Annotated in this window: 21 protein-coding genes; 14 read left to right on the forward strand and 7 right to left on the reverse strand. The window is 65.3% G+C overall.

From position 1 onward, the window contains the following. Positions 1–41: 41 nt before the first annotated feature. The 5 genes from IVB46_RS17045 (at position 42) to IVB46_RS17065 (ending at position 7,071) form a co-directional block, all read left to right on the forward strand. A complete protein-coding gene (locus tag IVB46_RS17045; protein ID WP_247343149.1) occupies positions 42–1,865 on the forward strand; it encodes an ABC transporter permease in 1,824 nt (607 codons plus the stop codon). Continuing rightward, complete coding sequence (locus tag IVB46_RS17050; protein WP_085399599.1) at positions 1,862–2,710, forward strand: ABC transporter ATP-binding protein; 849 nt, start codon at positions 1,862–1,864, stop codon at positions 2,708–2,710. Before IVB46_RS17045 ends, IVB46_RS17050 begins: the two co-directional genes overlap by 4 nt. Then, entirely contained in the window at positions 2,707–3,447 is a 741-nt protein-coding gene (locus IVB46_RS17055; protein WP_063981254.1) for an ABC transporter ATP-binding protein, read from the forward strand. The genes IVB46_RS17050 and IVB46_RS17055 overlap by 4 nt, the downstream gene beginning before the upstream one ends. Positions 3,448–3,701: 254 nt before the next feature. Next, the gene (locus tag IVB46_RS17060) at positions 3,702–4,775 is read left to right on the forward strand and encodes a HoxN/HupN/NixA family nickel/cobalt transporter (RefSeq protein ID WP_063981255.1); all 1,074 of its coding nucleotides are present in this window, start codon (positions 3,702–3,704) and stop codon (positions 4,773–4,775) included. Continuing rightward, complete coding sequence (locus IVB46_RS17065; RefSeq protein ID WP_063986109.1) at positions 4,756–7,071, forward strand: TonB-dependent receptor; 2,316 nt, start codon at positions 4,756–4,758, stop codon at positions 7,069–7,071. Before IVB46_RS17060 ends, IVB46_RS17065 begins: the two co-directional genes overlap by 20 nt. 6 nt (positions 7,072–7,077) lie before the next feature. Here the strand turns inward: IVB46_RS17065 and IVB46_RS17070 are convergent, their stop codons facing one another. The 7 genes from IVB46_RS17070 to IVB46_RS17100 all read right to left on the reverse strand — a co-directional run bounded on the left by IVB46_RS17070 (position 7,078) and on the right by IVB46_RS17100 (position 16,571). Next, positions 7,078–8,589 carry an ATP-binding protein gene (locus tag IVB46_RS17070; RefSeq protein ID WP_063981256.1) on the reverse strand — a complete coding sequence of 504 codons (1,512 nt, stop codon included), beginning with the start codon at positions 8,587–8,589 and terminating at the stop codon, positions 7,078–7,080. Between the two features lie 105 nt (positions 8,590–8,694). Then, positions 8,695–9,513 carry a YkgJ family cysteine cluster protein gene (locus IVB46_RS17075; protein WP_247343152.1) on the reverse strand — a complete coding sequence of 273 codons (819 nt, stop codon included), beginning with the start codon at positions 9,511–9,513 and terminating at the stop codon, positions 8,695–8,697. A 242-nt stretch (positions 9,514–9,755) separates the two neighbouring features. Then, positions 9,756–10,820 (reverse strand): 2-dehydropantoate 2-reductase, encoded by a 1,065-nt coding sequence (locus IVB46_RS17080; protein WP_247304531.1) that lies wholly within the window; start codon positions 10,818–10,820, stop codon positions 9,756–9,758. A 1,371-nt stretch (positions 10,821–12,191) separates the two neighbouring features. Further along, complete coding sequence (locus IVB46_RS17085) at positions 12,192–12,827, reverse strand: MarR family transcriptional regulator (protein ID WP_028153455.1); 636 nt, start codon at positions 12,825–12,827, stop codon at positions 12,192–12,194. An 849-nt stretch (positions 12,828–13,676) separates the two neighbouring features. After that, the gene (fliI, locus tag IVB46_RS17090; protein WP_063981292.1) at positions 13,677–15,002 is read right to left on the reverse strand and encodes a flagellar protein export ATPase FliI; all 1,326 of its coding nucleotides are present in this window, start codon (positions 15,000–15,002) and stop codon (positions 13,677–13,679) included. A gap of 36 nt (positions 15,003–15,038) precedes the next feature. Then, positions 15,039–15,767, reverse strand: a complete 729-nt coding sequence (flgF, locus tag IVB46_RS17095) for a flagellar basal-body rod protein FlgF (protein ID WP_231143361.1) — start codon at positions 15,765–15,767, stop codon at positions 15,039–15,041. A gap of 3 nt (positions 15,768–15,770) precedes the next feature. After that, on the reverse strand, positions 15,771–16,571 hold the full coding sequence (locus tag IVB46_RS17100; RefSeq protein WP_247304527.1) for a DUF1217 domain-containing protein: 801 nt from the start codon (positions 16,569–16,571) through the stop codon (positions 15,771–15,773). Between the two features lie 142 nt (positions 16,572–16,713). Here IVB46_RS17100 and motA point away from each other — a divergent pair, with 142 nt between their 5' ends. The 9 genes from motA (at position 16,714) to IVB46_RS17145 (ending at position 22,662) form a co-directional block, all read left to right on the forward strand. Next, the gene (gene motA / locus IVB46_RS17105; protein ID WP_063981295.1) at positions 16,714–17,610 is read left to right on the forward strand and encodes a flagellar motor stator protein MotA; all 897 of its coding nucleotides are present in this window, start codon (positions 16,714–16,716) and stop codon (positions 17,608–17,610) included. Beyond that, positions 17,607–18,548: a FliM/FliN family flagellar motor switch protein gene (locus IVB46_RS17110; RefSeq protein WP_028153460.1), complete on the forward strand. Its 942-nt coding sequence runs from the start codon at positions 17,607–17,609 to the stop codon at positions 18,546–18,548. Before motA ends, IVB46_RS17110 begins: the two co-directional genes overlap by 4 nt. Further along, positions 18,529–18,843 (forward strand): hypothetical protein, encoded by a 315-nt coding sequence (locus IVB46_RS17115; RefSeq protein ID WP_063981296.1) that lies wholly within the window; start codon positions 18,529–18,531, stop codon positions 18,841–18,843. The genes IVB46_RS17110 and IVB46_RS17115 overlap by 20 nt, the downstream gene beginning before the upstream one ends. Before the next feature lie 76 nt (positions 18,844–18,919). Beyond that, positions 18,920–19,294 (forward strand): flagellar motor switch protein FliN, encoded by a 375-nt coding sequence (gene fliN, locus IVB46_RS17120; RefSeq protein WP_063981297.1) that lies wholly within the window; start codon positions 18,920–18,922, stop codon positions 19,292–19,294. 2 nt (positions 19,295–19,296) lie between these two features. Continuing rightward, positions 19,297–20,337 carry a flagellar motor switch protein FliG gene (locus IVB46_RS17125; protein ID WP_014492656.1) on the forward strand — a complete coding sequence of 347 codons (1,041 nt, stop codon included), beginning with the start codon at positions 19,297–19,299 and terminating at the stop codon, positions 20,335–20,337. A 13-nt stretch (positions 20,338–20,350) separates the two neighbouring features. Then, positions 20,351–21,436, forward strand: coding sequence for a flagellar biosynthesis protein FlhB (gene flhB / locus IVB46_RS17130; protein WP_039153365.1), 1,086 nt, complete (start codon positions 20,351–20,353; stop codon positions 21,434–21,436). Between the two features lie 85 nt (positions 21,437–21,521). Continuing rightward, on the forward strand, positions 21,522–21,902 hold the full coding sequence (gene flgB, locus IVB46_RS17135) for a flagellar basal body rod protein FlgB (protein ID WP_014492658.1): 381 nt from the start codon (positions 21,522–21,524) through the stop codon (positions 21,900–21,902). Positions 21,903–21,913: 11 nt separating this feature from the next. Further along, on the forward strand, positions 21,914–22,330 hold the full coding sequence (gene flgC / locus IVB46_RS17140) for a flagellar basal body rod protein FlgC (RefSeq protein WP_014492659.1): 417 nt from the start codon (positions 21,914–21,916) through the stop codon (positions 22,328–22,330). Positions 22,331–22,332: 2 nt separating this feature from the next. Then, positions 22,333–22,662 (forward strand): flagellar hook-basal body complex protein FliE, encoded by a 330-nt coding sequence (locus IVB46_RS17145; RefSeq protein WP_014492660.1) that lies wholly within the window; start codon positions 22,333–22,335, stop codon positions 22,660–22,662. Positions 22,663–22,665: the final 3 nt, after the last annotated feature.

Raw genomic sequence — 22,665 nt, forward strand, 5'->3', positions numbered from 1 at the left:
GGGGGCTCCGGCCACTTTCCTCTCTACGCGGTGATATCAGCGTGTCTTCCTGGCTCGACTACACGATCAACGGGCTGATCGTCGGCAATGTCTACGCCCTCGTTGCGGTCGGGCTCGCGCTGATCTTCGGCGTCAGCCGGCTGATCAACTTTGCCCAGGGCTCGATCTATCTCGTCGGCGCCTATATCGGCTGGGTCGCGGTGGTGCAGCTGCATACGCCGCTGCCGCTCACCATCATCGTGGTGGCGGTGGCGGCCGCGATCGTCGGACTGATCATCGAACGGTTCGGCCTGCGTCCGCTCCAGAACTCCGTGCGCATCGCACCATTGCTCGCGACCATCGGCATCAGCTTCGTGCTCGATCAGCTGGTGATGCTGACCTTCTCGCCCAATCCGCGCGCGCTGCCGAGCCAGCTGCCTGACGTGCGATTCCAGGTCGGTGGCGGCACGATCGGACCGCTTGATCTGCTGATCGCCGGCGTCGGCCTCACCAGCGCGCTGCTGCTGTTCGTGTTCCTGCGCTACAGCAAGCTCGGCTGGGCGGTGCGCGCGACCGCGCAGGACCGCGACGCCGCGATGCAGATGGGCGTCGACGTCAACCGGGTCAATCAGGCCGTGTTTGGCATTGCGGCGGCGCTCGGTGGCGTCTCCGGCCTGCTGGTCGGCATGTACTACAACCAGATCGACACCGCGATGAGCCTGCAGGCAACGCTCAAGGGCGTCGTTGCGGAAGTGGTCGGGGGTGCCGGCAACGTGCCGGGCGCCGTGATCGGCAGCTTGTTGCTCGGGCTGGTCGAGAGCTACGGCGTCGCCGTGTTCGGCACCAGCTACCGCAATCTGTTCGCGTTCCTGCTGCTGGTCATCGTGCTCGTGCTGCGTCCGAACGGCCTGTTCGCCAGCGCGCGGCAGGCGCCACCCGAGCCGCTTACCGGCACTTTCATCGCGCCGAGCCGTCCGGTGCGGATTCCGCGTTGGGCGGTGCTGGTCGCCGCCGGCGTGTTCGCGACCTTGCCGTTCTTCCCGGTGTCCTTCTACGTGCTCCAGACCCTGATCAACGCCTGGCTGCTCGGCATGCTCGCGCTCAGCCTGACGCTGGTTGCGGGCACGGTGGGACAGGTCTCGCTCGGACATGCCGCGCTGCTCGCGATCGGCGCCTACACCTCGGCGCTGCTGTCGCTGAATTTCTCCGTCCCCGTCGGCCTCGCCATCATCGCCGGCGGCCTGATGAGCGCCGCGCTCGGCACCGCATTGATCTCGCCGTCGTTCCGCCTGCGCGGGCATTACGTGTCGATCGCGACGCTCGCCATCGGCGAGATCGTGTCGCTGGTGATTTTGAACTGGGAGAGCGTCACGCGCGGTCCGATCGGCATCTCCGGCATTCCGCCGCTGTCGCTGTTTGGCTACGATCTGGTCAGCCCGACGTCGATCTACTGGTTCAGCTTTGTCGTGATGGTCGTGCTGGCGCTGCTGCAGGGGCGGCTGCTCGGCTCGCATCTCGGCCGCAGCTTCCGCGCCATCCGCGACGACGACATCGCCGCGCGCGCCTATGGCCTCAGCCTGAACCGCTACAAGTCGCTGGCCTTCATCTTCGGCGGCTTCGCCGCCGGCGTCAGCGGCGGCATCGCCGCGCATCTCTATTCCTACATCAACCACGAGACCTTCAACACGCAGCAATCCATCCTGGCGCTGACCGTCGTGATCCTCGGCGGCCTCGGCAACGTCGTCGGCGCCATCGTCGGAGCGGTCGCGCTGGTCGGCTTGCCGGAGGTGTTCCGGATCGCGGCGGAGTATCGCATCCTGATCTACGGCATCGTGCTGCTGCTGCTCGTGCGGTTCAGGCCGCAGGGCCTGTTGGGCACGATATGATGGCGGAGCACGCGCCCATGCTGTCCCTGCGCGGATTGACGCGCCGTTTCGGCGGCCTCACGGCCGTGGACGCCATCGACCTCGATCTCGCCAGGGGTGAGCTCATCAGCATCATCGGCCCGAACGGTGCCGGCAAGACGACGCTGTTCAACCTCGTGACCGGGCTCGATCGGCCCGATGCCGGCAATGTCGGCTTTGAAGGTCAGGACATCACGGGTCTGTCGCCCGAACGGCTCGCTGCTGGAGGTATCGCGCGCACGTTCCAGCTCGGTCGCGTCTTCGGCAATCTCAGCGTCATGGACAACGTCCTGATCGGCGCGCATACGCGGCTGCGCGCGGTGAAGCCCGCAGTGCCTGTGATCGGCCCGCTGCTGGAGTTGGGGCTGGCGCTGTTGCGTCCGGCCAGCGTCAGGGACGAAGAGGAACGGCTGCGCGAGGAGATGAAGACTATTCTCGCACGCTTCGGCGAGCGGTTGCTGCCGCGGATCGACCAGCCGGCCTACAGCCTGTCCTATGCCAACCGCCGCCGCGTCGAGATCGCGCGCGCGCTTGCGCTGAAGCCGCGCCTGTTGCTGCTCGACGAGCCGACCGCCGGCATGAACCCGACCGAGACCGCGGAGATGCAGGGCCTCGTCGCCGAGCTGAAGGCCGAGGGGCTGACCATCCTCCTGATCGAGCACAAGCTTGAAATGGTGATGCGCCTCTCCGACCGCGTCATCGTCATGGACGAGGGCAAGAAGATTGCGGAAGGGCCGGGTGAAGTGGTGCGTGGCGATCCCAAGGTGATCGAGGCCTATCTCGGCCATGGCCTGTCGGAGACGCCGGAGCGGGAGAGCGTGGTATGACGACTGGCGCATCCGAGCCGCTGCTGGCGCTCTCGAACGTCAACACTTTCTACGGCCAGGCGCAGGTGCATTTCGACCTGTCGATCACGGTCGGCCGCGGCCATATCGTCTGCCTGCTCGGCGGCAATGCCAGCGGCAAGTCGACCACGATGAAGATCATCTTGGGCCTGGTGAAACCGCGCTCGGGTGACGTGACCTTCGACGGTGCCTCGCTGCTCGGGCTCACCACGCCGCAGATCGTCCGCCGTGGTATCGCATCTGTTCCCGAGGCGCGGCGGTTGTTCGCGGACATGAGCGTGCGCGAAAACATCCTGATGGGGGCCTTCGTGCGCAACGACCGCGATGCGGTGGCGCAGGATCTCGACAAGATGCTGACGCTGTTCCCGAAGCTTGGTCAGCGGCTGTCGCAGCGTGCCGGTTCGCTCTCCGGCGGCGAGCAGCAGATGGTCGCGATGGCGCGCGCGCTGATGAGCCGTCCGAGGATGATCGTGATGGACGAGCCGACCATGGGCCTGTCGCCGCTCTATGTCGACCGCGTGCTGGAGTTGATCCGCACCATCAACCAGGAAGGCGTGTCGGTCTTCATGGTCGAACAGAACGCCAGCCTCGCGCTCGAGATCGCGCACGAGGCCTATGTGCTCCAGACCGGCAAGATCGTGCTCTCAGGCCCGGCGCGGGCGCTGAAGGACGACCCCCGCATCCGCGATGCCTATCTTGGTGGTTCCGAGGCCGCGTAGCACCATCTCGGCCTGCATGGTTCGCCCGGCGATGCAGAGCATCGTCCGGACGCCCGCTGCGCGGGCTCCTCACCATGAGGGTCTGCTCGCAACGTGGCCGCGAATCCAGGCCTCATCCTGAGGACCCCGCGCAGTGGGCGTCTCGAAGGATGGTTACAAGCATTCCTGCAAAGCGGCCCCCTGGAATTGCATTGGTTAGTGTGATCATTCTATGAAAAGATCATACCGTTGCCGCGAAGGGGCGTGCGAACGGAATGATTGTCGTGACGAAATGGTCCCTACGGGCGGTGGAGCCCGCCACCGTGTTGCTGTTCGGCGGGCTCATCGCCGCCAACGTCGCCGCATGGGCCTGGGCCTTCGCGGCGTTCGGTGACCGGCCGACGGTGATGGCGACCGCGCTGCTGGCCTGGGTGTTTGGCCTCCGCCATGCCGTCGATGCCGACCACATCGCCGCCATCGACAATGTCGTGCGCAAGCTGATGCATGCGGGCGGTGCGCCGCGCAGCGTCGGCCTCTATTTCGCCCTCGGCCATTCCACCGTGGTCGTGGTCGCGACCATGCTGCTGGCACTCGGGGTGGTAAGCCTCGGCGGCGACAGCCTGCTCAGGGATATCGGCGGCCTCATCGGCACATCGGTGTCGGCGCTGTTCCTGCTCGTGATCGCGGCCATCAATCTCGCCATCTTCGTCGGCCTGTGGCGGACGTTTCGCATCGCGCGCGCGCAGGGCATCCACGACGCCGCGCAGCTCGACGCGCTGCTGGCGAGCCGCGGATTCCTGGCGCGCCTGCTCGGCCCGATGTTCCGCCTGGTGACAAAGCCCTGGCACATGCTCCCGCTCGGGTTCCTGTTCGGGCTCGGCTTCGACACCGCGACCGAGATCGGCCTGCTCAGCATCTCCGCGACGGAAGCCGCGCGCGGCGCTTCGCTCGTCGACGTCATGGTCTTTCCCGCGCTGTTCGCGTCGGGCATGGCGCTGGTCGACACCGCCGACTCGGCGCTGATGGTCAGCGCCTATCGCTGGGCCTTCGTCGATCCCCTGCGAAAGCTCTGGTACAACCTCACCATCACCGGCGCGTCCGTCGCGGTGGCGCTGTTGATCGGCGGCATCGAGGCGCTCGGCCTGATCGCCGATCGGCTTGGTCGAACCGGCGGCGTGTGGGCGCTGGTCGACGGCCTCAACGAGTCGCTCGCCAATGTCGGCTTCGCCGTGATCGCGCTGTTTGCGATCGCCTGGCTCGTTTCGATCGTGCTCTATCGCCGCATGTTTGCGGGCGCCGCGTCCCGCGCGAATGTACTTCGGGGCGCCGATGCGACCGAGGCGGCCTGAGTCTGGCCGTCGTCGCGGAGCGTTGACGGCATTTTCGGCCATCATGCTTCTCGCGGATGACGGCAGCGCCTTCGCGCAGAGCAGTGGCGCCTCGCGCGAACTGCCGCCGATCCAGGTCTCCGGCGGCGAGACGAAGCCTCACAAGCGACTGCCCGCATCGCGGCGAGCCAGCAAGCCGGTCCCGGCCAATCGCCGTCACGTAGCTCAGTCGACGCAAGCCCCGGCCTCGGACGCCCGCAGCGTCGCCTCCGGCGCAAAGGGCCCGCCAGGCATGGCGAGCGAGATCACCGTTTCCGGCGATGAGATCAACGCGCGCCCTTTCATGCGGCCGGGTGAGGCGCTCGAAGTCGTGCCGGGGTTGATCGTGACCCAGCATTCCGGTGAAGGCAAAGCCAACCAGTATTTTCTGCGCGGCTACAATCTCGACCACGGCACCGATCTCGCCATCTATGTCGATGACGTCCCCGTCAACATGCGCACCCACGCGCATGGCCAGGGCTATGCCGATCTCAACTGGCTGATCCCGGAAACCATCAGCGCGATGGATGTGCGCAAGGGGCCGTACTTCGCCGACGAGAGCGATTTCGCCTCTGTCGGCAGCGTGCGCATCGGCCTGATCGACCGTACCGAAAAGGGTCTCGCGCAGGTGACCGCCGGCAGCTTTGGCTATCGTCGTCTTCTCGGCATGGACTCAGCGAAAGTCGGTGACGGTTCGCTGCTCGTCGCCGGCGAGCTCGGCACCTACAACGGCCCCTGGGAAAATCCGGACAACGTGCGCAAGCTGAACGGTCTCGTGCGCTACAGCCGGGGCACCGCGACGGATGGCCTGACCATCACCGGCATGGCCTATGCCAACAAATGGAATTCGACCGACCAGGTGCCGCAGCGCGCGATCACCGGCGGTTTTCTCGATCGGTTCGGCTCGGAAGATCCGAGCGACGGCGGCAACACCAACCGCTTTGCGCTCTCGGGCCGCACCGCGCAGAGCGATGATGTGGGGTCGTGGCAGGCCAACGCCTATGTCGTGAAGAGCCAGCTCGACCTCTTCAACAACTTCACCTATTTCCTCAGCGATCCCGTGCTCGGCGACCAGTTCCACCAGCACGACGACCGCCTGATGGCGGGCGCCAACATCTCGCGCACGCTGAACGGCTCGTTCGCCGGCCTGCCGATGCAGACCACGATCGGCCTGCAATCGCGCTATGATTCGATCGATCTGGCGCTGAGCAACACGTTCCAGCGCGGCTTCCTCTCAAGCATTCGCAGCGACAAGGTCGGCGAGGGCAGCGTCGGTGTCTTCGCCGAGAACACCGTGCGCTGGACTGATTGGCTGAGGACCACTGTCGGCCTGCGCGGCGACTACTATGCGGCCGACGTCACCTCGCTGTTCAATGCCAACAATTCCGGCCGCACTGACGCCGCGCTCGGCAGCCCGAAATTCCGCGTGGCGCTCGGCCCGTTCAACCAGACCGAATTCTTCCTCGGCGCCGGCACCGGCATGCACTCGAACGACGCGCGCGGCGCGACCACGACGGAAGATCCGAGCGATCCCGCCACGCGACTGACGCCGTCGCCGCTGCTGGTGCGTACCAGGGGCGCGGAGGTTGGCGTCCGCAGCAAGATCGTGCCCGGCCTCGACACCTCGTTCAGCCTCTTCATCCTCGATCAGGATTCCGAGATCCTGTTCTCCGGCGATGCCGGCGATACCTCGGCGACCCGCGCCAGCCGCCGCTACGGCTTCGAGTGGACCAATCATTACCGTCCGCGCTCGTGGATCGACATCGATGCTGATCTCGCCATGACGCATGCGCGCTTCCGCGGCACTGACAGCGAGCAGGCGGAGGTCTATGCCTCGCTCGCGGGCTATCCCGAAGCGCAGATCGGCAACGCGCCCGGCAACTACATTCCGAACGCGCCGGCGATGGTGGCCTCAGCGGGCATCACGCTCGGCGAGAAGACCGGCTGGTTCGGGTCTTTGCGCTGGCGATATCTGGCGTCGAGCCCGCTGACGGAAGACAATGCGTTCCGCTCGTCCGCGACCAGCATCTTCAACAGCCGCCTCGGCTATCGCATCGACAATGGCTGGCGCATCCAGCTCGACGTGCTCAATCTCTTCAACACGCAGGCGAACCAGATCACTTATGCCTATGGCTTGCTGCTCAAGACCGACACGCTGTACAATCTCTGCACCGGCGGCGTCGCGCCGACGGCGGTCTGCCAGAATGGCGTGATGGATTACGTGCTGCACCCGGTCGAGCCGCTGACCTTTCGCCTGACTGTCGCCGGGACGTTCTAGGCGATCTCAAGCCGAGGCCGCGCTCGGAACCGGCTCGGCCGGCAGATCGTCGCCGTTGGGATCACCCGGCGCGGTAGCCCAGGCCAGCTCCACCAGCGTCACGATCCGGCGGCCGGCGCCGTCGAGCTGGCAGACGATCAGGCCCTGCTCCTCCATATAGCCGAGCAGGCGCTGGGCGCGGCGCAGCGAATGCGAGCCGTAGGCGCGCGCGATCGCGGCGTCGCCGGGACAGGGCCAGCCTTCCTTCGCCGCGCGTGCGATCATCATGAACACGCCCTGCATGTCGTCGGGCAGGATCGAGGCGCGCAGCGACACGTCCTGCCAGACGTCGTCCTCGGCATGCTCGGCGCCGAGCCCGGCGCGTGCGCGTGTCAGCATGCGGCGGAATTCGTTCAGATCGGGCACCGCGGAGCCGAGGCCCTCGATTCGGCAGCGAACCACGAACTCCTGATAGAGCACGCCGACGGCGCGGAAGCCGGCATCGGGCTCGGCGAGCACGGCGCGAAGCGTACGATCGACGCGCTCGCGCCGCTCGGCGAGCTCCTCGGCGCTGATCGGCACCTCGGTCACCTCAGGCCGGATCTCCGGCGCGGCCGCCTTCGCGGCGCGGAGCTGCTCGAGCAGATCGGGCGCGGGCCGGCGCTGCGGGCGGCTGGCATCGGGCGGCGGTGCGGCCAGGATCACGGCGCGCATATCCTCGAGTGCGGCTTCCGGCATCGGCATCAGCCGCGGCGTGGAATTGCGCGCGTGGGTGTCGGTCGGGCCGATATGCAAACGCAGGGGGCGTCGCGACAGCGCCGGGCCGAGCGCCATGAACTGTCCGCGCTCGAGATCGCGAAAGGATTCGGCCTGCCGCCGCTCCATGCCGAGCAGGTCGGCGGCGCGCGCCATGTCGATGTCGAGGAAGGTCCGGCCCATCAGGAAATTGGAGGCTTCCGCCGCGACGTTCTTGGCGAGTTTTGCCAGGCGCTGGGTCGCGATGATGCCGGCGAGGCCACGTTTGCGGCCGCGGCACATCAGATTGGTCATCGCGCCGAGAGAGAGCTTGCGCGCCTCGTCCGAGACCTCGCCGGCGACCGCCGGCGCGAACAGCTGCGCCTCGTCGACCACCACCAGCATCGGGTACCAATGATCGCGGTCGACGTCGAACAGGCCGCCGAGGAACGCCGCGGCACGCCGCATCTGGTTCTCGGCGTCCAGCCCTTCGAGATTGAGCACGGTGGAGACGCGATGCAGCCGCGCCCGCTCGCCCGCGACCTGAAGGCCGCGCTCGGTGTGATCCTCGGCCTCGATCACCAGATGGCCGAATTGCTCGGCCAGCGTGACGAAGTCGCCTTCGGGGTCGATGATGGCCTGCTGCACCCAGGGCGCGCTCTGTTCGAGCAGCCGCCGCAACAGATGCGACTTGCCGGAGCCCGAATTGCCCTGCACCAGGAGCCGGGTCGCCAGCAGTTCCTCGAGGTCCATGGCGGCCGCGGCGCCTGCCGTGGTCTGCCCCATCTCGATCGCAACTGTCATGTCCCCGACTCAAGTCCCCATCATTCGCGGAGTGGGGCTTATCAACCCGGCCGGGGCGCGTCGAGCGGCACCGTGCGAATCATGCGGTGTTGCCCACGGCGGAGTTCAGGCATGATTCGATTGCCGTAAAAGTGCGGGCCGATAGGGCGCCTGCGGATCGTCGTCCTCGTTCTCGGGGATCGCACAGGAGCCGAATTCCTGCCGGATACGCTCGATCTCGGCGATGCGCTCGTGCAGCCGCTGCAGATGCTCGGGCGATGTCGCGCGCCAGAACCGGAAGGTGTCGGTGGTGAGCGGCAGGAACGCCGTTCCGAACAGCGTCGGCTCGGGAACGATGGTGCGTCCGAGCAGCAGGAACCGGTTCTCGCCGGAGACCACGAGGGTCGCGTAGCCGCGGTTACCGATCCGCCTGATCCCGTTCAGCGACCATTCGACGAGCTTGCTGAAATAAGGCTCCTCGCGCCAGCGATCGGGGCAGTGGTCGTCGACCGTCACGTTGACCGCGTCCTGGCTGAAATGCACGATGATGCCTGATGTCGCCGGAAACCAGGTGTCATCGAGATGGCCTTGCAGCCAGGCGCAGACGAAGGACCGGCACATTTGCGGACGGCGGTCGTAGATGGTGCACCCGGTTCCCGTCTGCCAGTGTCTGCACAGCTGGTTCACCGGCTTGTCGACGGCGGCCACTTCAAGGATATCGCAGCAGGCGTTGCACGATCCGCACTGCCGGGTCAGCGGCGCCGTTTTCGGCAGGCCGGTCGCGCGAAAACCCTGGCCGTCGCGGACCAGGAGCTTTTGCTTCTCCAGCGTGCTCAGCGCGCGCTCGACCTTGAGGCGGGACAATCCGGTCGCGTCAACGATCCCCTTCATCGTCGTCGCGCCGGCCTCCACCGCGCGAGCGACCTGCAACGCCGTCTGATCCATCGTCTTCTACTTGTTCTTCAGCCCTTCGATCCGGCCATCGCGCTGCCCCGGAACCTGCGGAAATCGGCGCCCGCGTGACGGCTAGCAGTCGCATGTATGCGGGATTTACGCAAACGGACTGCTGAGCAGGATCGCCCGTATTGGGCCAAATTGTAAGCCCATGCTGAGGGGCGATCCGATCTGCATCGACAATTCGATCAGTGCAGGCCGGCGCGACCTATGACGGCAGCGCCGGCACGCTGCTACTGCGCGCCAGATCCGCCCTGCACGATCTTCTCGTTCAGCTTCAGGTCCACGGTCTCGACCGTGCGGTCGATCTCGGCATTGGGGGTGCCGAGCTGATGCGAGATCAGCTTCACCAGCAGGTCGACGCGCTCGATGAAGGGCGCGCCGCTCGCGACCGCGCGCGCGGCCGATGACGGCTTGAGCAGGCTCTCGGCGGCCTTGGCGTATTTCGCGAACGGCACCTGGTCCTGCGGATCGGCGCCGAGACGGCGGGCGATCGCGTCGACATGATCGTAGATCGTCTGCGAGCGCTTGAGATCGCCGTGCACGGCGTCGCGGATCGACTGCGGCTCGTGCGGCGTGATGCAGCGATAGTTGCCGGTCAGCAGCATCGACCATTTCGCCAGCGGCACGAACAGCGAGTCGAACACTTTCAGCTTCACCGGCACGTCGTGACCGTCGAGCGTCACCGCGTCGATGTCGGCTTCGAGCTCGCGCAGCACCTTGTTGTGCTTCTCGTCGGCGAAGGCCGATGCCTTGAAATTCGTGGGCAGGCCGACATGAAGCACGTTGGCGGCTTCTTCCGGCGGACGGAAGGCCTGCGGGTCGGGCGAGCACAGCGTCACCAGGCCGGGCTCGAAGCGCTCCCACACCTGCGCATTGGTGTAGGCCTCCTCGAGATCCATGTCGGCGAGCGACGGGATCCGCTTCAGGTAGGGCAGCGGCGGCATGTTCATGATCGACAGGCACGGCAGCTTCGCCGCGGCGATCTTGACCATGAGAACGCGGACCGTGTGGTTGGTGTATTGCGGCTCCTGCATTGCCAGGCCGACCATGTCGTAGCGCGAGAGGTCGACATTGCCCGGCGTCACCGCGTCGAGCTTGCCGGGCAGGTCGCGCGAGAAGATCGCCCGGTGCACCGCCTCGTCGCGCAGCTTGATGCGCACCTCGGTACCGTCACGGTTGATCAGCTCAGCGGTCTTGGCGCGGCAGACCAGGGACACGTTATGGCCCGCCATCAGCAGCTTCGTGCCCAGCAGGGAACCGTAGGAAGCCCCGAGAATCAGGATGTTACGCGCCATATTCCGTCCCTTTGAAAATGTGTGTGATTTTTGAGCCCCGGCCGTCATCCGCGGGCGAGTTGCCGGCATGTAAAGCGAAGTCCGCGGGGATGGCAACTGGGATAATGCATACAAGGCGGAAGGCGGACTGCCGGGCTGGCGCGGGTGATCGGTCGCCCGGATGGAGCGCAGCCCGATCCGGGACCGCTCGTCCGGCGCCCACGCCTTTCCCGCATTGCGCGGAGCCTGTCATCGGGCGGCGCTTCGCGTCGACCCGTTGGCTCCATCCGGGCGACGGGGCTCTCGTTGCCCGACGGGCAAAACACCCGAGAGGGCGTCAAGCCGCGCGGGCGAAAATATTCCACTTTACCGAAATTCGGAATTGGCGTATGTGCTGCCCATCCCGGCTCACCAAGAGGGGCGATCTTGTGTCGTCACTGTCGCGAGCCGGGCTTGCGGTGGACGCGGCAGCGTCGGGCGCGAGAGGTCGAGGGCAGGGCGGATTGCTCTCCGTGAGCCCAAGACTTCGTGCCGGATGAGCGGCGCTGTCAGGTTCGTCTCGTCTGTAAGTTTCCGGCTCCGTCGACAGGGCTGGAAAAACTGCGGCGAAATGGCGGGCCGTGCGTACGGCAAAACCGTGTGGTCCTGGCCGTCGTTGCTACGGTCAAGTGCTTTGCGAATGCGGCAGTCGCGTCAACCGGCGCGGTGTCGGTGACTTTCGCAAGCGTGAGGGAGGCCAGAAGGAACTCGGCTCCCGGGAGAGCACGGCATAAGCCGTCCAACCACTGCGCAGGGAAGGCCGAGTGATTGGCGCCACCTGTATGCTGCTGTGCGGTTTCCTTGCGCTACCTTTCGCGCAGCGGACCGCGGGTGCGAGGTCAGCACCCGGCTTTCCCTGCGCCCTCTTGGCTTCGAGGGTGGAGTGACCAGGCAAAACTCGGGCGAAACATGCCGCGAGGATGCGAAGGCGTGTCTGCGACCAGGCACTCGCTGTCGTCGCCCGGCTTGACCGGGCGATCCAGTATTCCAGAGACGGCTGTGATTGAGCCGAGAGGCCGCGGCGTACTGGATTCCCCGCTTGCCGCCTACGCTCAAGCTTCGGCGTCCCTAGACTGAAGCCCCGGCGAAGCCTTGGCGTAGCCGGGTCGCGGGGAATGACAGGGGGACTTGGAGGACGATGGCGATGTCTCATACTTCGTCATTGCTTTGCTGCGCTCGCAACGACGTGGAGGGAGCGTGCGCCACTATGCCCCCGTGCTTGGTCAGCGCATCCGGGAGACCGGAGGAAACGAGCGTGTTTCAAAGAACGATACCGCTGAGAAACTTTACGCAAGCGCCGGCGATCGCATCCGCCCGAAACTTGCGCGTTCCATCACGTCGCGAACTCCCGCCTCATCCCTGGCTCGCCATGCGCGCGCGGTCGAGATGCCCCTCGATCTTGGGGCGGTCGCGGGTGCGCTCGAAGCTGGTGCAGAGGAGCTCGGTCTCCTCGAGAGAAACCGGGGCGCGGTACAGCCGGCACATGAATTCGGCGCTCGCGCGTCCCTTGCCCGTGCCGGGACTGCGTTCGGCGAGAAACATGCAGTCGCGGCAGATGCTGGCATCGAGCCGCTGATGGGCCGCGTCGAGATGATTGAGGATCTCGCGCAGCGAGTCGCGCAGCCTGACGCATTCGTCGGTGCCGAGAGACGTGACCGCGTTCACCACGTGATTGATCGGGTCGTGCTGGCTCAGGCATTTCTCGCCTTGCGCGGTGACGTGCAGCACGACGGACCGCTTGTCCTCGTGCGACGGCTTTCGCACCAGGAAGGACTTGGCTTCCAGCGTCTTCACGATCTGCGATGCGGTGGCGCGGGTCGCGCCGATGAAGCCGGCCAGCGCGGACGGCGTGCGCGAGAACCTGTTGGCGCGGTGAAGAAAGCGCAGCGCCATCCATTCCCGGTCGCGCAACCCGTGCTGATTGCCTTCGAAATACCAGGCTCTGGCCGCCTGAACCAGCAGCTCGACGGCCTCGCGTGCCAACGGCATAAATTCCTACCTTGCCCCGGATATCACGTCTGCGGCGCCCCGGAGCCGCCTTCCGTCGTTGCGCACCAGCCCTTCGCGAGAAGCCGTACCAACCACAACATCCGACACATGCGCCGAGCCAGGCTCTCGCGCGAAAGCACGGACTGTTCTGCCGCCGAACTCGACAGATGGACCCTGCGAGATACGGCGCGAGAAGCTGTGTCGATGATGGTGTGCCAATCGTGGCGTCGTCGAACGAAAGCCCGAGTTGCCGTCACAGCCGGACGATGGATCGGTATTGTTCAACCGTAGCCCCTGAAGTTCAAGTCACACGCAGACGTTTCTTGTATTCCATCGAAACGATGAATGAGCTTCTCAACAAAATCAAGTAGAGACGCTCCCGAAGACTGGCTGTCGCTCGAAGCGATTGTAACGTTCAAGACAATCTCGTTTGTCAGGACACATCATGGTGATCGCAATACGCAGTGTAACAAGCTACTTGCACGCAAATGTGCGACGGTTTGATTGCACGCCTGCTGCTGTTCGCCGTTGATGCAAATTGATGGAAGCTTGTGCATGACGGTGACGCGCAGCGGCGCGTCATCCACAACTTGTGCGATCCGTCACAGAATCGGCAATGGAACTCGTAGGGATTGCACGCAGCGGTTGTTGTGATAATGACAGGGAGACGGGTTCGCCGGATCGCTTTCGCCTCGGCGGCGCGATCTCCACCGAACGGCCGATGCTAGCGCGCGACGGAAAGCGGCAGTCGGCGACGGGTGCGCATGCGCCGGAGGCGCAGCGGTATGCGTGATCGACTGTCGCGATAATGAGCAGGTCGACGACGACGGGCGCGCCGGCCGCGCCCGGCTAGTCGCCCTTGAGCATGTCTCGCAGCTCGCGGAATGGATCGGCGCTCGGCCCTGCCGAGGCGTCCTGCCGCATGGCGCTGTAGATCTTCGGAACCATGTCGACGGCCTGGTCGAGACCCGAATCACGCCCCGTCTGATATCCGCCCATCAGGCGAAGATCGCGCGTGTCCTCGTATTTGGCGATCATGGTGCGCAGCTTGCTCACCAATTCGCGCTCCTCGGGGTCCCAGACGTTGTGGGCGAGGCGGGAGACCGAGGCCAGAACGTCGACGGCGGGATAGCGCGCCTGGTCGGCGATGTGCCTGGAGAGCACGATGTGGCCGTCGAGGGTGCTGCGGATGGTGTCGGCGATCGGCTCGTTGTGATCGTCACCGTCGACCAGCACGGAGAAAATGCCTGTAATCGTCCCGGATCCCTCCTCGCCGGGGCCGGCGCGCTCCAGCAGGCGGGGCAGGTCGGTGAAGACCGTCGGTGCGTAACCGCGTGCGACCGCAGGCTCGCCGGCGGCGAGGGCGACCTCGCGGGCGGCATGGGCGAAACGGGTGATCGAATCGACCACCAGCAGGACCGATTCGCCCCGGTCGCGGAAATATTCGGCGACCGCCATGGCGGTCTTCGGCGCCAGCCGCCGCATCATCGGGCTTTCATCTCCCGTCGATACGATGGTAATGGCGCGGCTGCGGTTGGCGCCGAGCACGTCCTCGATGAATTCGCGCACCTCGCGGCCGCGTTCGCCGACGAGCGCCAGCACGACGGTGTCAAAGCCCTGGCTGCGGGCCAGCATCGCCAGCAGCGTCGACTTGCCGACGCCGGAGCCGGCAAAGATGCCGACGCGCTGGCCGGCGCAGATCGGGGCGAACAGGTCGATGACGCGCACGCCGGTGTGCAGCGGCTTGTGGACGCGCGCCCGCTTCATGGCCGCCGGCGCCTCGGCTTCCGCCGAGACGGTGCGCGATCCCGGGGTGAGGGGACCTTGTCCGTCGAGCGGCGCGCCGAGCGCGTTGATGACGCGGCCCTTCCAGCTCGGATCGGGTGCGAAGGACAGTGGCGGCATCCGGTAGGCGACCGAGCCGAGGCCGCCGGCGAACTGCCGGTCGAACGGCTTGGCGATGATGCCCTCGCTGTCGATCCGCACCACCTCGCCGATCTGGGGCTTGCCGCCGGAGTTGACGCCGATCAATTCACCAAGCCTGACGAAGCGCGACAGGCCGGAGACGCGGAAATGCGTCGGAGCGATCTCGGAGATCGCGCCGCTGACGCTGGCCAGGGGAGTGCTCTGCTGAAGCTCCAGCAGCGCCCACTCGAGTTGCCGAAGAGCGTTCAAGGAAACCGTCCACCCTCAATGCGCATGCAGCGCAGTCTATTTACCCGGCTCGCCCAGCGTCCGGATTGCGTTCTGGAGCGAGCTCTCGGTGCCCTCGATCATCGAATTGGTGCCGTCGAAGGCGCGCGAAGCCGCGATCAGCTTGGTCAATTCCATCATCGGATTGGCGCTGGAGCCCTCGACATAGCCCTGCTTGAAGCCGTCGCGGGAGAAATCGGCGATGGCGGTCGCGGGCCGGTCCGGCGTGACGCCGGAATTGCCGTAGCGCTCGAGACTGGCATCGGCGGGAATGTTGAACAGGCCGATGGAGCCGATCTCGTTGTTGTCCTGGGTGATCGCGCCGCTGCGGGCGATCGCGATCGGTCCGCCGTTCGGGTCGAGCGTGATCTGCGCGCCGCCGGCATCGATCACGGGGAAGCCGGACACGGTCTGAAGGTCGCCGTTGGGGGCGATCTGGAGGCGGCCGTCGCGCGTATAGACCGTGCCGTTCGGGCCGGCGAAGGCGATCCAGCCCTGTCCGACCACGGCGACGTCGAGCGGGTTGCCGCTCTCGGTGATGCTGCCCATCTCGCGCGAGATGATGTTGTCGCCGGGCGAGGAGAAGGCGACCGGGTTCGCGCCGGCCTTCGACAGCACGGTCTCGAACTTCACGACGTCGGTGCGGAATGCCGCCGTGTTGACGTTGGCGACGTTGTTGGCGATCGTCTGGAGGCGCTTTTCGAGGGCGACCTGCGCCGACAATCCCACATAGAGGGCCGATTGCATGACTTACTTTCCGAACCGGATGGACTGAAGCTTCGTGAGCATGTCGGTATCCAGGCCGGCCATCGACGACGCGCCGCCGATCAGGACCAGCGCGGAGTTGGTCGAGTTGCCATTGTTGATGTCGTTCTGGGCCTGGGTCGCATCCCACATCGCGGCGAAGCGCTGCACGAACTTGGTGACCTTGACCGGGTCCTGGAAATCGGTGAGGTCGATCTTGCTCGTGATCAACTTGGCCTGGGCGTCGATGTCTGCCGCGCTGATGGTCGACGGCAGCCCGAGCGCGGTCTGGACCACCTGCGTCATCGCCTTGTCGGCGAGGATCTGGTAGGAGGTGCTGATGGTGGAGGCCTTGCGGGTGAAATAGAGCGCCAGCCGCAGACCCTCGTTCTGGTCGCCGGCCTTCTCCTCCATCGTCTGCGTGACGTATTGGGTCGCCGTACCGGTCGTGGCGGCGGCGGTCTGGGTCGCTTTGTCGCCGAGGGCGGCGAAATTGAAGGCGGCGGCGAACTGCCGGTAGCGGGTGTCGGTCAGCTTGTTGGCGAAGCTCTTGGAGTCGGAGACACCCTCGGTCAGCACCTTGCGCATGAACGCCTTGGCATAGGTCATGTCGCTGAGACCAAAGGCCTTCATCGCGTAGGAGTAGAGGCGATAGTCCTTCAGGAAGTCGTCGATCGTCTTCACATTGCCGATATGGCTGAGAAAATAATCGGTGTCGCGGCTGACGTCCGGCTGGGCCGCGACCTGCGTCAGCGATTTGCCCATGTCCTTGGTCAGTCTGGTGTAGTCCGCGATCGTGGATAGCATGGCACGCGCCCCTCTGGCCGCCGTTGCGACATCGTCTCAAGCTGCCGCGAATTGCTTGCGCGGGGCTGGCGACCACGAAGCCAGCCTCGCGCAAGCGTCGCCGACTAGATATTCCCGATGGGATCGGCGATGGAGTGGCGCGTTGCTCAGTTTCGTGGGGATTTTCATCACGGTAGCGGCACTGCTCGGCGGATTTGCCGCCATGGGCGGGCATCTGGCCGTGCTCATGCAGCCGTGGGAATTCGTGATCATCCTGGGCACCGCGATCGGCACCTTCATCGTCGCCAATCCGTGGAAAACGGTCGTTGATACCGGCGTGGCCTGCATGCAAGCCATCACCGGCGCGGTGCCGAGTGAGCGCTATTACCTCGATCTGCTCGGAGCGCTCCATGCCCTGATGCGGGAGCTGCGGGGCAAAGGCCGCAACGAGGTCGAGGCGCATATCGACGATCCCGCGTCCTCCGAGATCTTCAAGGCGTTCCCGAGCGTCCTCGGGGACCCGCCGTTGCTGCAGTTCATCTGCGACTATGTCCGCCTCATCATCATGGGCAATGCGCGCACGCACGAGATCGAAGCGCTGATGGACGAAGAGATCCACACCATCGTGAAGGCCAAGCTGGCGCCCTACAATTCGATGGTGGTCGTGTCCGAGGCGCTGCCGGCGCTCGGCATCGTCGCCGCCGTGCTCGGCGTCATCAAGGCCATGGGCGCGCTCGACCAGTCGCCGAAGCTCCTTGGCGGCTTCATCGGCGCGGCGCTCGTCGGCACCTTCGCCGGCATCTTCCTGTCCTACGGCGTCCTCTCGCCCTTCGCGATCAAGATCAAGATGACGCGAGAGAAGCGCTGCCGGCCCTACATCATCGTCAAGCAGACGCTGCTGGCGTTCATGAACGGCGCCATGCCGCAGATCGCCGTCGAGCACGGTCGCAAGATGATCGCGAGCGGCGAACGGCCGTCGATCGACGTGGTCGAGAACGAGACGATCGCGGGTCCCAAGGCCGTCGCGACCGAGGCTGAACCGAAGGCTGCCCGCGCATGATGACGGAAGACCTCGACGTCGATCAGCGGAAGCAGCTGCCGAACTACCTGCTGGACGCCGCCGGCATATCGATCGAGCGCATGCCGATGCTCAATGTGATCTTCGATCGCATGGCGGCATCGTGCACCGACAGCCTGCAGCCGATGGCGGGAACGCCGTGCTACTTCTCCGTCAACGGCATCACCAACGACCCGCTCGGCGACATCATCAAGGATTACGAGGGCAACGCGGTTGCCGCCGTGCTCTATGCCGAGCAGTGGGACTCGCGCGTCATCATCATGCTGGATCGCGACTTCGTGTTCACGATGGTCGAGGCGATGTTCGGCTCCGACGGCGCCGAACCGCCGCTCGACGTCGAACGCACCTTCTCGAACATCGAGATCCGGCTGGTCCAGGCACTGTTTGAGCGGTTCGCCAAGGCGCTGCAGGGCGCCTTCGCCGGCACCTCCAATGTCACCTTCCGTGTCGAGCGAGTCGAGACGGCGATGGCGTCGCTCGCGATTGGGCGCGCCAGCAATATGTCGATCTGCGCGAACATGATGGTGCAGGCGCTCTATCGCGGCGGCCAGATGTTCCTGATCATTCCGCACTCCGCGCTCAATCCGCTCAGGCAGAAGCTCGCCCACGTCGTCGTCAGCGACGGCCGCGCGGCCGATCCGCGCTGGCGCGAGCAGATGGAGAGCGAGGTTCACCGTACCGAAGTGACGCTGAGCGCGGTGCTCGACGAGAAGATGATTTCCCTCGAGGACGTCGTGCAATTCAAGGTGGGGCAGGTTCTGGAGCTCGAAGCCACGCCGCGCACGCTGGCCCGGCTCGAGAGCAACAACCAGGTGCTGTTCTGGTGTCAGATCGGCCAGCTCGATGGCTATTACGCCATGCAGGTGGCCGATCCCGTCGATCAGAAGCGGGAGTTCGTCGATGATATCCTATCTCGTTGATGCCGTGCTGCTGATCGCGCTGGCCTTCACCAGCATGAGGGTGACCCGGATGCACCGCGAACTGGCGCGGCTGCGCAGCTACCAGGGCGAGTTCTCGACCATCGTCCACGAGACGGCGGGCGCCTTCGACACGGTCATCACCGCCGCGCATGATTCCACCGCAAATCTCGGCCGGCTCGCCAACGTGCTGAGCACGAAGATAGATCAGGCCCACGAGGCGATTGCGGCGCTCGACGCGCGGAGCGGGCTCCAACCGGCCTCAACCGTGAGCGGCGCCGAGGCGAACAAGCATTGAATTCGGGACTTGCAGAACACGTACGATCGGACCGTCGCGGCGCTCCGGGAGCGGAAATACCAAGAGGCGATACCAAATGGCGCAATCTTTCGACTATGAGTCTGCATCGGCATCGGGAGAGACCGATGCGTCTCCGCTGGAGCGGCTGGCGGAGATCGCCGCGCGCACGGCGGAGGAAACCGGCAAATTCGCCAATGTCGATGCCATCCTGCGCATTCCCGTCACGATGCAGGTCGTGCTCGGTTCGGCGACCATTCCGGTCGCGAACCTGATGAAGCTCGGCCGCGGCGCGGTGGTTCCACTCGATCACCGCGTCGGCGAGCCCGTCGACGTCGTGGTCAATGGCCGCGTCGTTGCCCGCGGCGAAGTGGTCGTCGTCGAAGAGGACAATTCCCGCTTCGGCGTCTCGCTCACAGAGATCGTCGGACCGCTGGGGCAGGGTGATACCTGATCATGGCGGCACAGGTCGGCGTCGCTCCTATCAAGCAGCGAGGCGTTGCCACGCTGGGCGGAACGGAAAAGGTCGCGGCACTCCTGCTGGCCATGGGCCGGCAGGCGGCCGCGAGCGTGCTCTCGCAGTTCGAGCCGCAGGATATCCGCATCGTCACCAAGGCCGCGGCCGAGCTGCGGCCGATCACCGCGCAGGAGCTCGAGTCGATCGTCGAGGAGTTCGCCCAGCAATTCTCGATGGGCGCCAACATTCTCGGCACCATCGGCGGTCTTGAAGCCGTGCTCGGCGACGTGCTGCCGGCCGACCAGGTCTCGGCAATCATGTCGGACCTGCTCGGCAATTCGAGCCGGTCGGTGTGGGACCGCGTCTCGTCGGTGTCGGAAAACTCGCTGGCGACGTATCTCTCCAAGGAGCATCCGCAAACCGCGGCGCTGATCCTATCCAAGGTCAAACCGTCCTGCGCCGCCAAGGTGATGAGCCAGCTGCCGTCAAGCCTGCGCAATGAGCTGATGCGGCGCGTCCTCAGCCTCAAGCCGATCGTCGACGACGCCATGAAAGTCCTCGAGAAGACCTTGCACGAGGACCTGACGCTCAATTTCGCCCGCAACCTCGGCGCCGACACCTACGCGCGCGTCGCGGACATCATCAACAAGATGGAGCGCGGCCATATCGAGGACATGCTGAAGAGCTTGTCGGAGAAGCGTCCGAAGTCGGCCGAAGTTCTGAAGGAACTGCTGTTCACCTTCGACGACGTGGTCAATTTGACCCCGAAGGCGCGCACCATGATCTTCGACCAGGTGCCGACCGATCGCATCGTTATCGCGCTGAAGGGCACGGACAAGCATTTCCGCGAACTTATCCTGTCCTCGGTTGCCTCGCGCGTCCGCCGCGTCGTCGAGCACGAGCTCGCCATCGGCGAGCCGTCGAACCAGCGCGACGTGCTGGAGGCGCGCCGCGTCATCACCGACCTTGCACTCGACCTGGCGGAAAAGGGCGAAATCGAGCTCAACCCCGAGCAGGAGGATGAGCTGGTCTTCCGCTGACCGCTGAACGGGCATGGCAGAAACATCCGATCAGGAGAGCAAGACAGAAGAGCCGACCGAGAAGAAAGTCCGCGATTCGCTCGAACAGGGCAAAATCCCGGTCTCTCGGGAGGCTTCTATCTTTGCCTCGATGGCTGCGCTGATGGTGATCCAGGCGTTCCTGATCGGCCAGGGCGTACAGCAATTGACGCCGACGCTGAAGAGCCTGCTCGACGATCCCGAAGGCTTCCCTCTCAGCAACGGTGCGGACGCGCGCAACCTGCTCACGGTGGTGGGGCTCGAGGCGCTGCGATTCCTGGTGCCGCTGGTCGTCACCCTGGCGGTGTTCGGCCTCGCCGCATCGTTGCTGCAGAATGCGCCGCGCCTGGTGCTGGAGCGCATCAAGCCGCAGTTGTCGCGAATCTCCCCGATCAGCGGCTGGAGCCGGCTGTTCGGAACGCAGGGCCTCGTCGAATTCGCCAAGTCGCTGTTCAAGCTCGTCTCGGTGACGGTCGTCGTCGTGTTCGTGCTACGCTCGTCCGAAGCCAGGGCGTTCGAGGCGATGTACACGGATCCGGTCGCGCTGCCGGAGATGATTCTCAACATCGCGATGCGGATCGTCTCGGCGATCTGCATCGCGACCATCGTCCTGGTCGCGATCGATCTCGCCTGGGCGCGCTTCCACTGGCGGCGCGAGCTGCGCATGACCAAGCAGGAGATCAAGGACGAGCACAAGCAGGCGGAAGGCGATCCCCTGATCAAGGCGCGCCTGCGCTCGCTGGCGCGCGACCGCTCGCGCCAACGCATGATCGCGTCCGCCTCGCGTGCGACGCTGGTGATCGCCAACCCGACGCACTTCGCGATCGCCCTGCGTTACAAGCGCGAGGAAAACGCCGCGCCCATGGTCGTCGCCAAGGGCATGGACGTGATCGCGCTGAAGATCCGTGAAGTCGCGGAGCAGAACCGGATCCCGGTGATCGAGAACAAGGCGCTGGCGCGCGCGCTCTATGAGGCGGTTCAGGTCGACCAGGTGATTCCGGCGGAATTCTTCCGGCCAGTCGCCGAGATCATCTACTTCCTGCAGTCCAAGCAGGCGCCGCGGACCGAGAAGGTTCAGTAGATTTCCGAGCATAGCGTCGGCTGCATCAGCCTGACGAAAGCTTGCGGCCCTAAACTTAATCTTAAGAAATCAGCATGGGGCCGTCGTGGGACCGCTTTATCTCTTCGAACTCGCATCGTCGCAGGCGCGGTACCTCGAGCTCCGCCAGTCGACCATCGCGACCAACGTCGCCAACGCCAATACGCCGGGCTTCAAGGCGCGCGACGTCGAGCCCTTCAACAAGGTGCTCGACGCCACGCCGGTCAGGCTCGCGACGACGTCGCCCTCGCACATGCAATTGTCCGCGGCCGAGACCGATACGCGGAAGACCGCGAAGAAGGACAGCTGGGAAGTGGTTCACTCCGGCAACTCCGTCAGCCTCGAGCAGGAAATGATCAAGGGCAGCGACGTCAGTCGCGACTACTCGATGAACTCGGCGGTCGTGCGGTCGTTCCACCGCATGCTGCTGTCGAGCGCGAAGAGCTGAGGTGAATTGACATGCTGGACTCACTGCAAGCGTCATTGACGGTCGCGAGCTCCGGGCTCGAGGCGCAGTCGACGCGCATGCGCATCGTTTCGGAAAACCTTGCCAATGCGACCTCGACGGGGCGCACGGCCGGCGCCGATCCGTATCAGCGCAAGACCATCACCTTCGATGCCGCCATGGACCGCGCCTCGGGCGCGCAGCTCGCGAAGGTCAAGGAGATCGGGGTCGACACCACGCCGTACCGCGTGGAGTACGAGCCGGGACATCCCGCCGCCGACAAGGCCGGTTACGTCAAGCTGCCGAACGTCAACATGATGATCGAGATGGCCGACATGCGGGAAGTCAACCGGTCCTATGAAGCCAATCTCCAGGTCGTGAAACAGGTGCGGTCGATGCTGGGCATGACCATCGACCTGCTGAGGAGCTGACAATGCTTGAGGCGATTTCATCCACCGCGATTTCCGCAGGGCAAGCGGCGAGCCGCGCGACCGAGACGCAGGCCATCGCGCCGGCGGCACCGACCGCCATTCAGTCCACCGACGATGTCGGATTCGAATCGGTGATGAAGCAGGTGACGACGGACGCGATCGGGACGCTGAAGGCGGGCGAAGCGGCGTCGATCTCGGCGATGCAGGGCAAGGAATCGACCCGGAAGGTCGTGGAGGCGCTGATGTCGGCCGAGCAGGCCTTGCAGACCGCGGTCGCGGTTCGCGACAAGGTCGTGCAGGCCTACCAAGAAGTCGTCCGGATGTCGATTTGATCT

The sequence above is a fragment of the Bradyrhizobium sp. 61 genome (assembly GCF_023073075.1).
Taxonomy (GTDB): domain Bacteria; phylum Pseudomonadota; class Alphaproteobacteria; order Rhizobiales; family Xanthobacteraceae; genus Bradyrhizobium; species Bradyrhizobium barranii.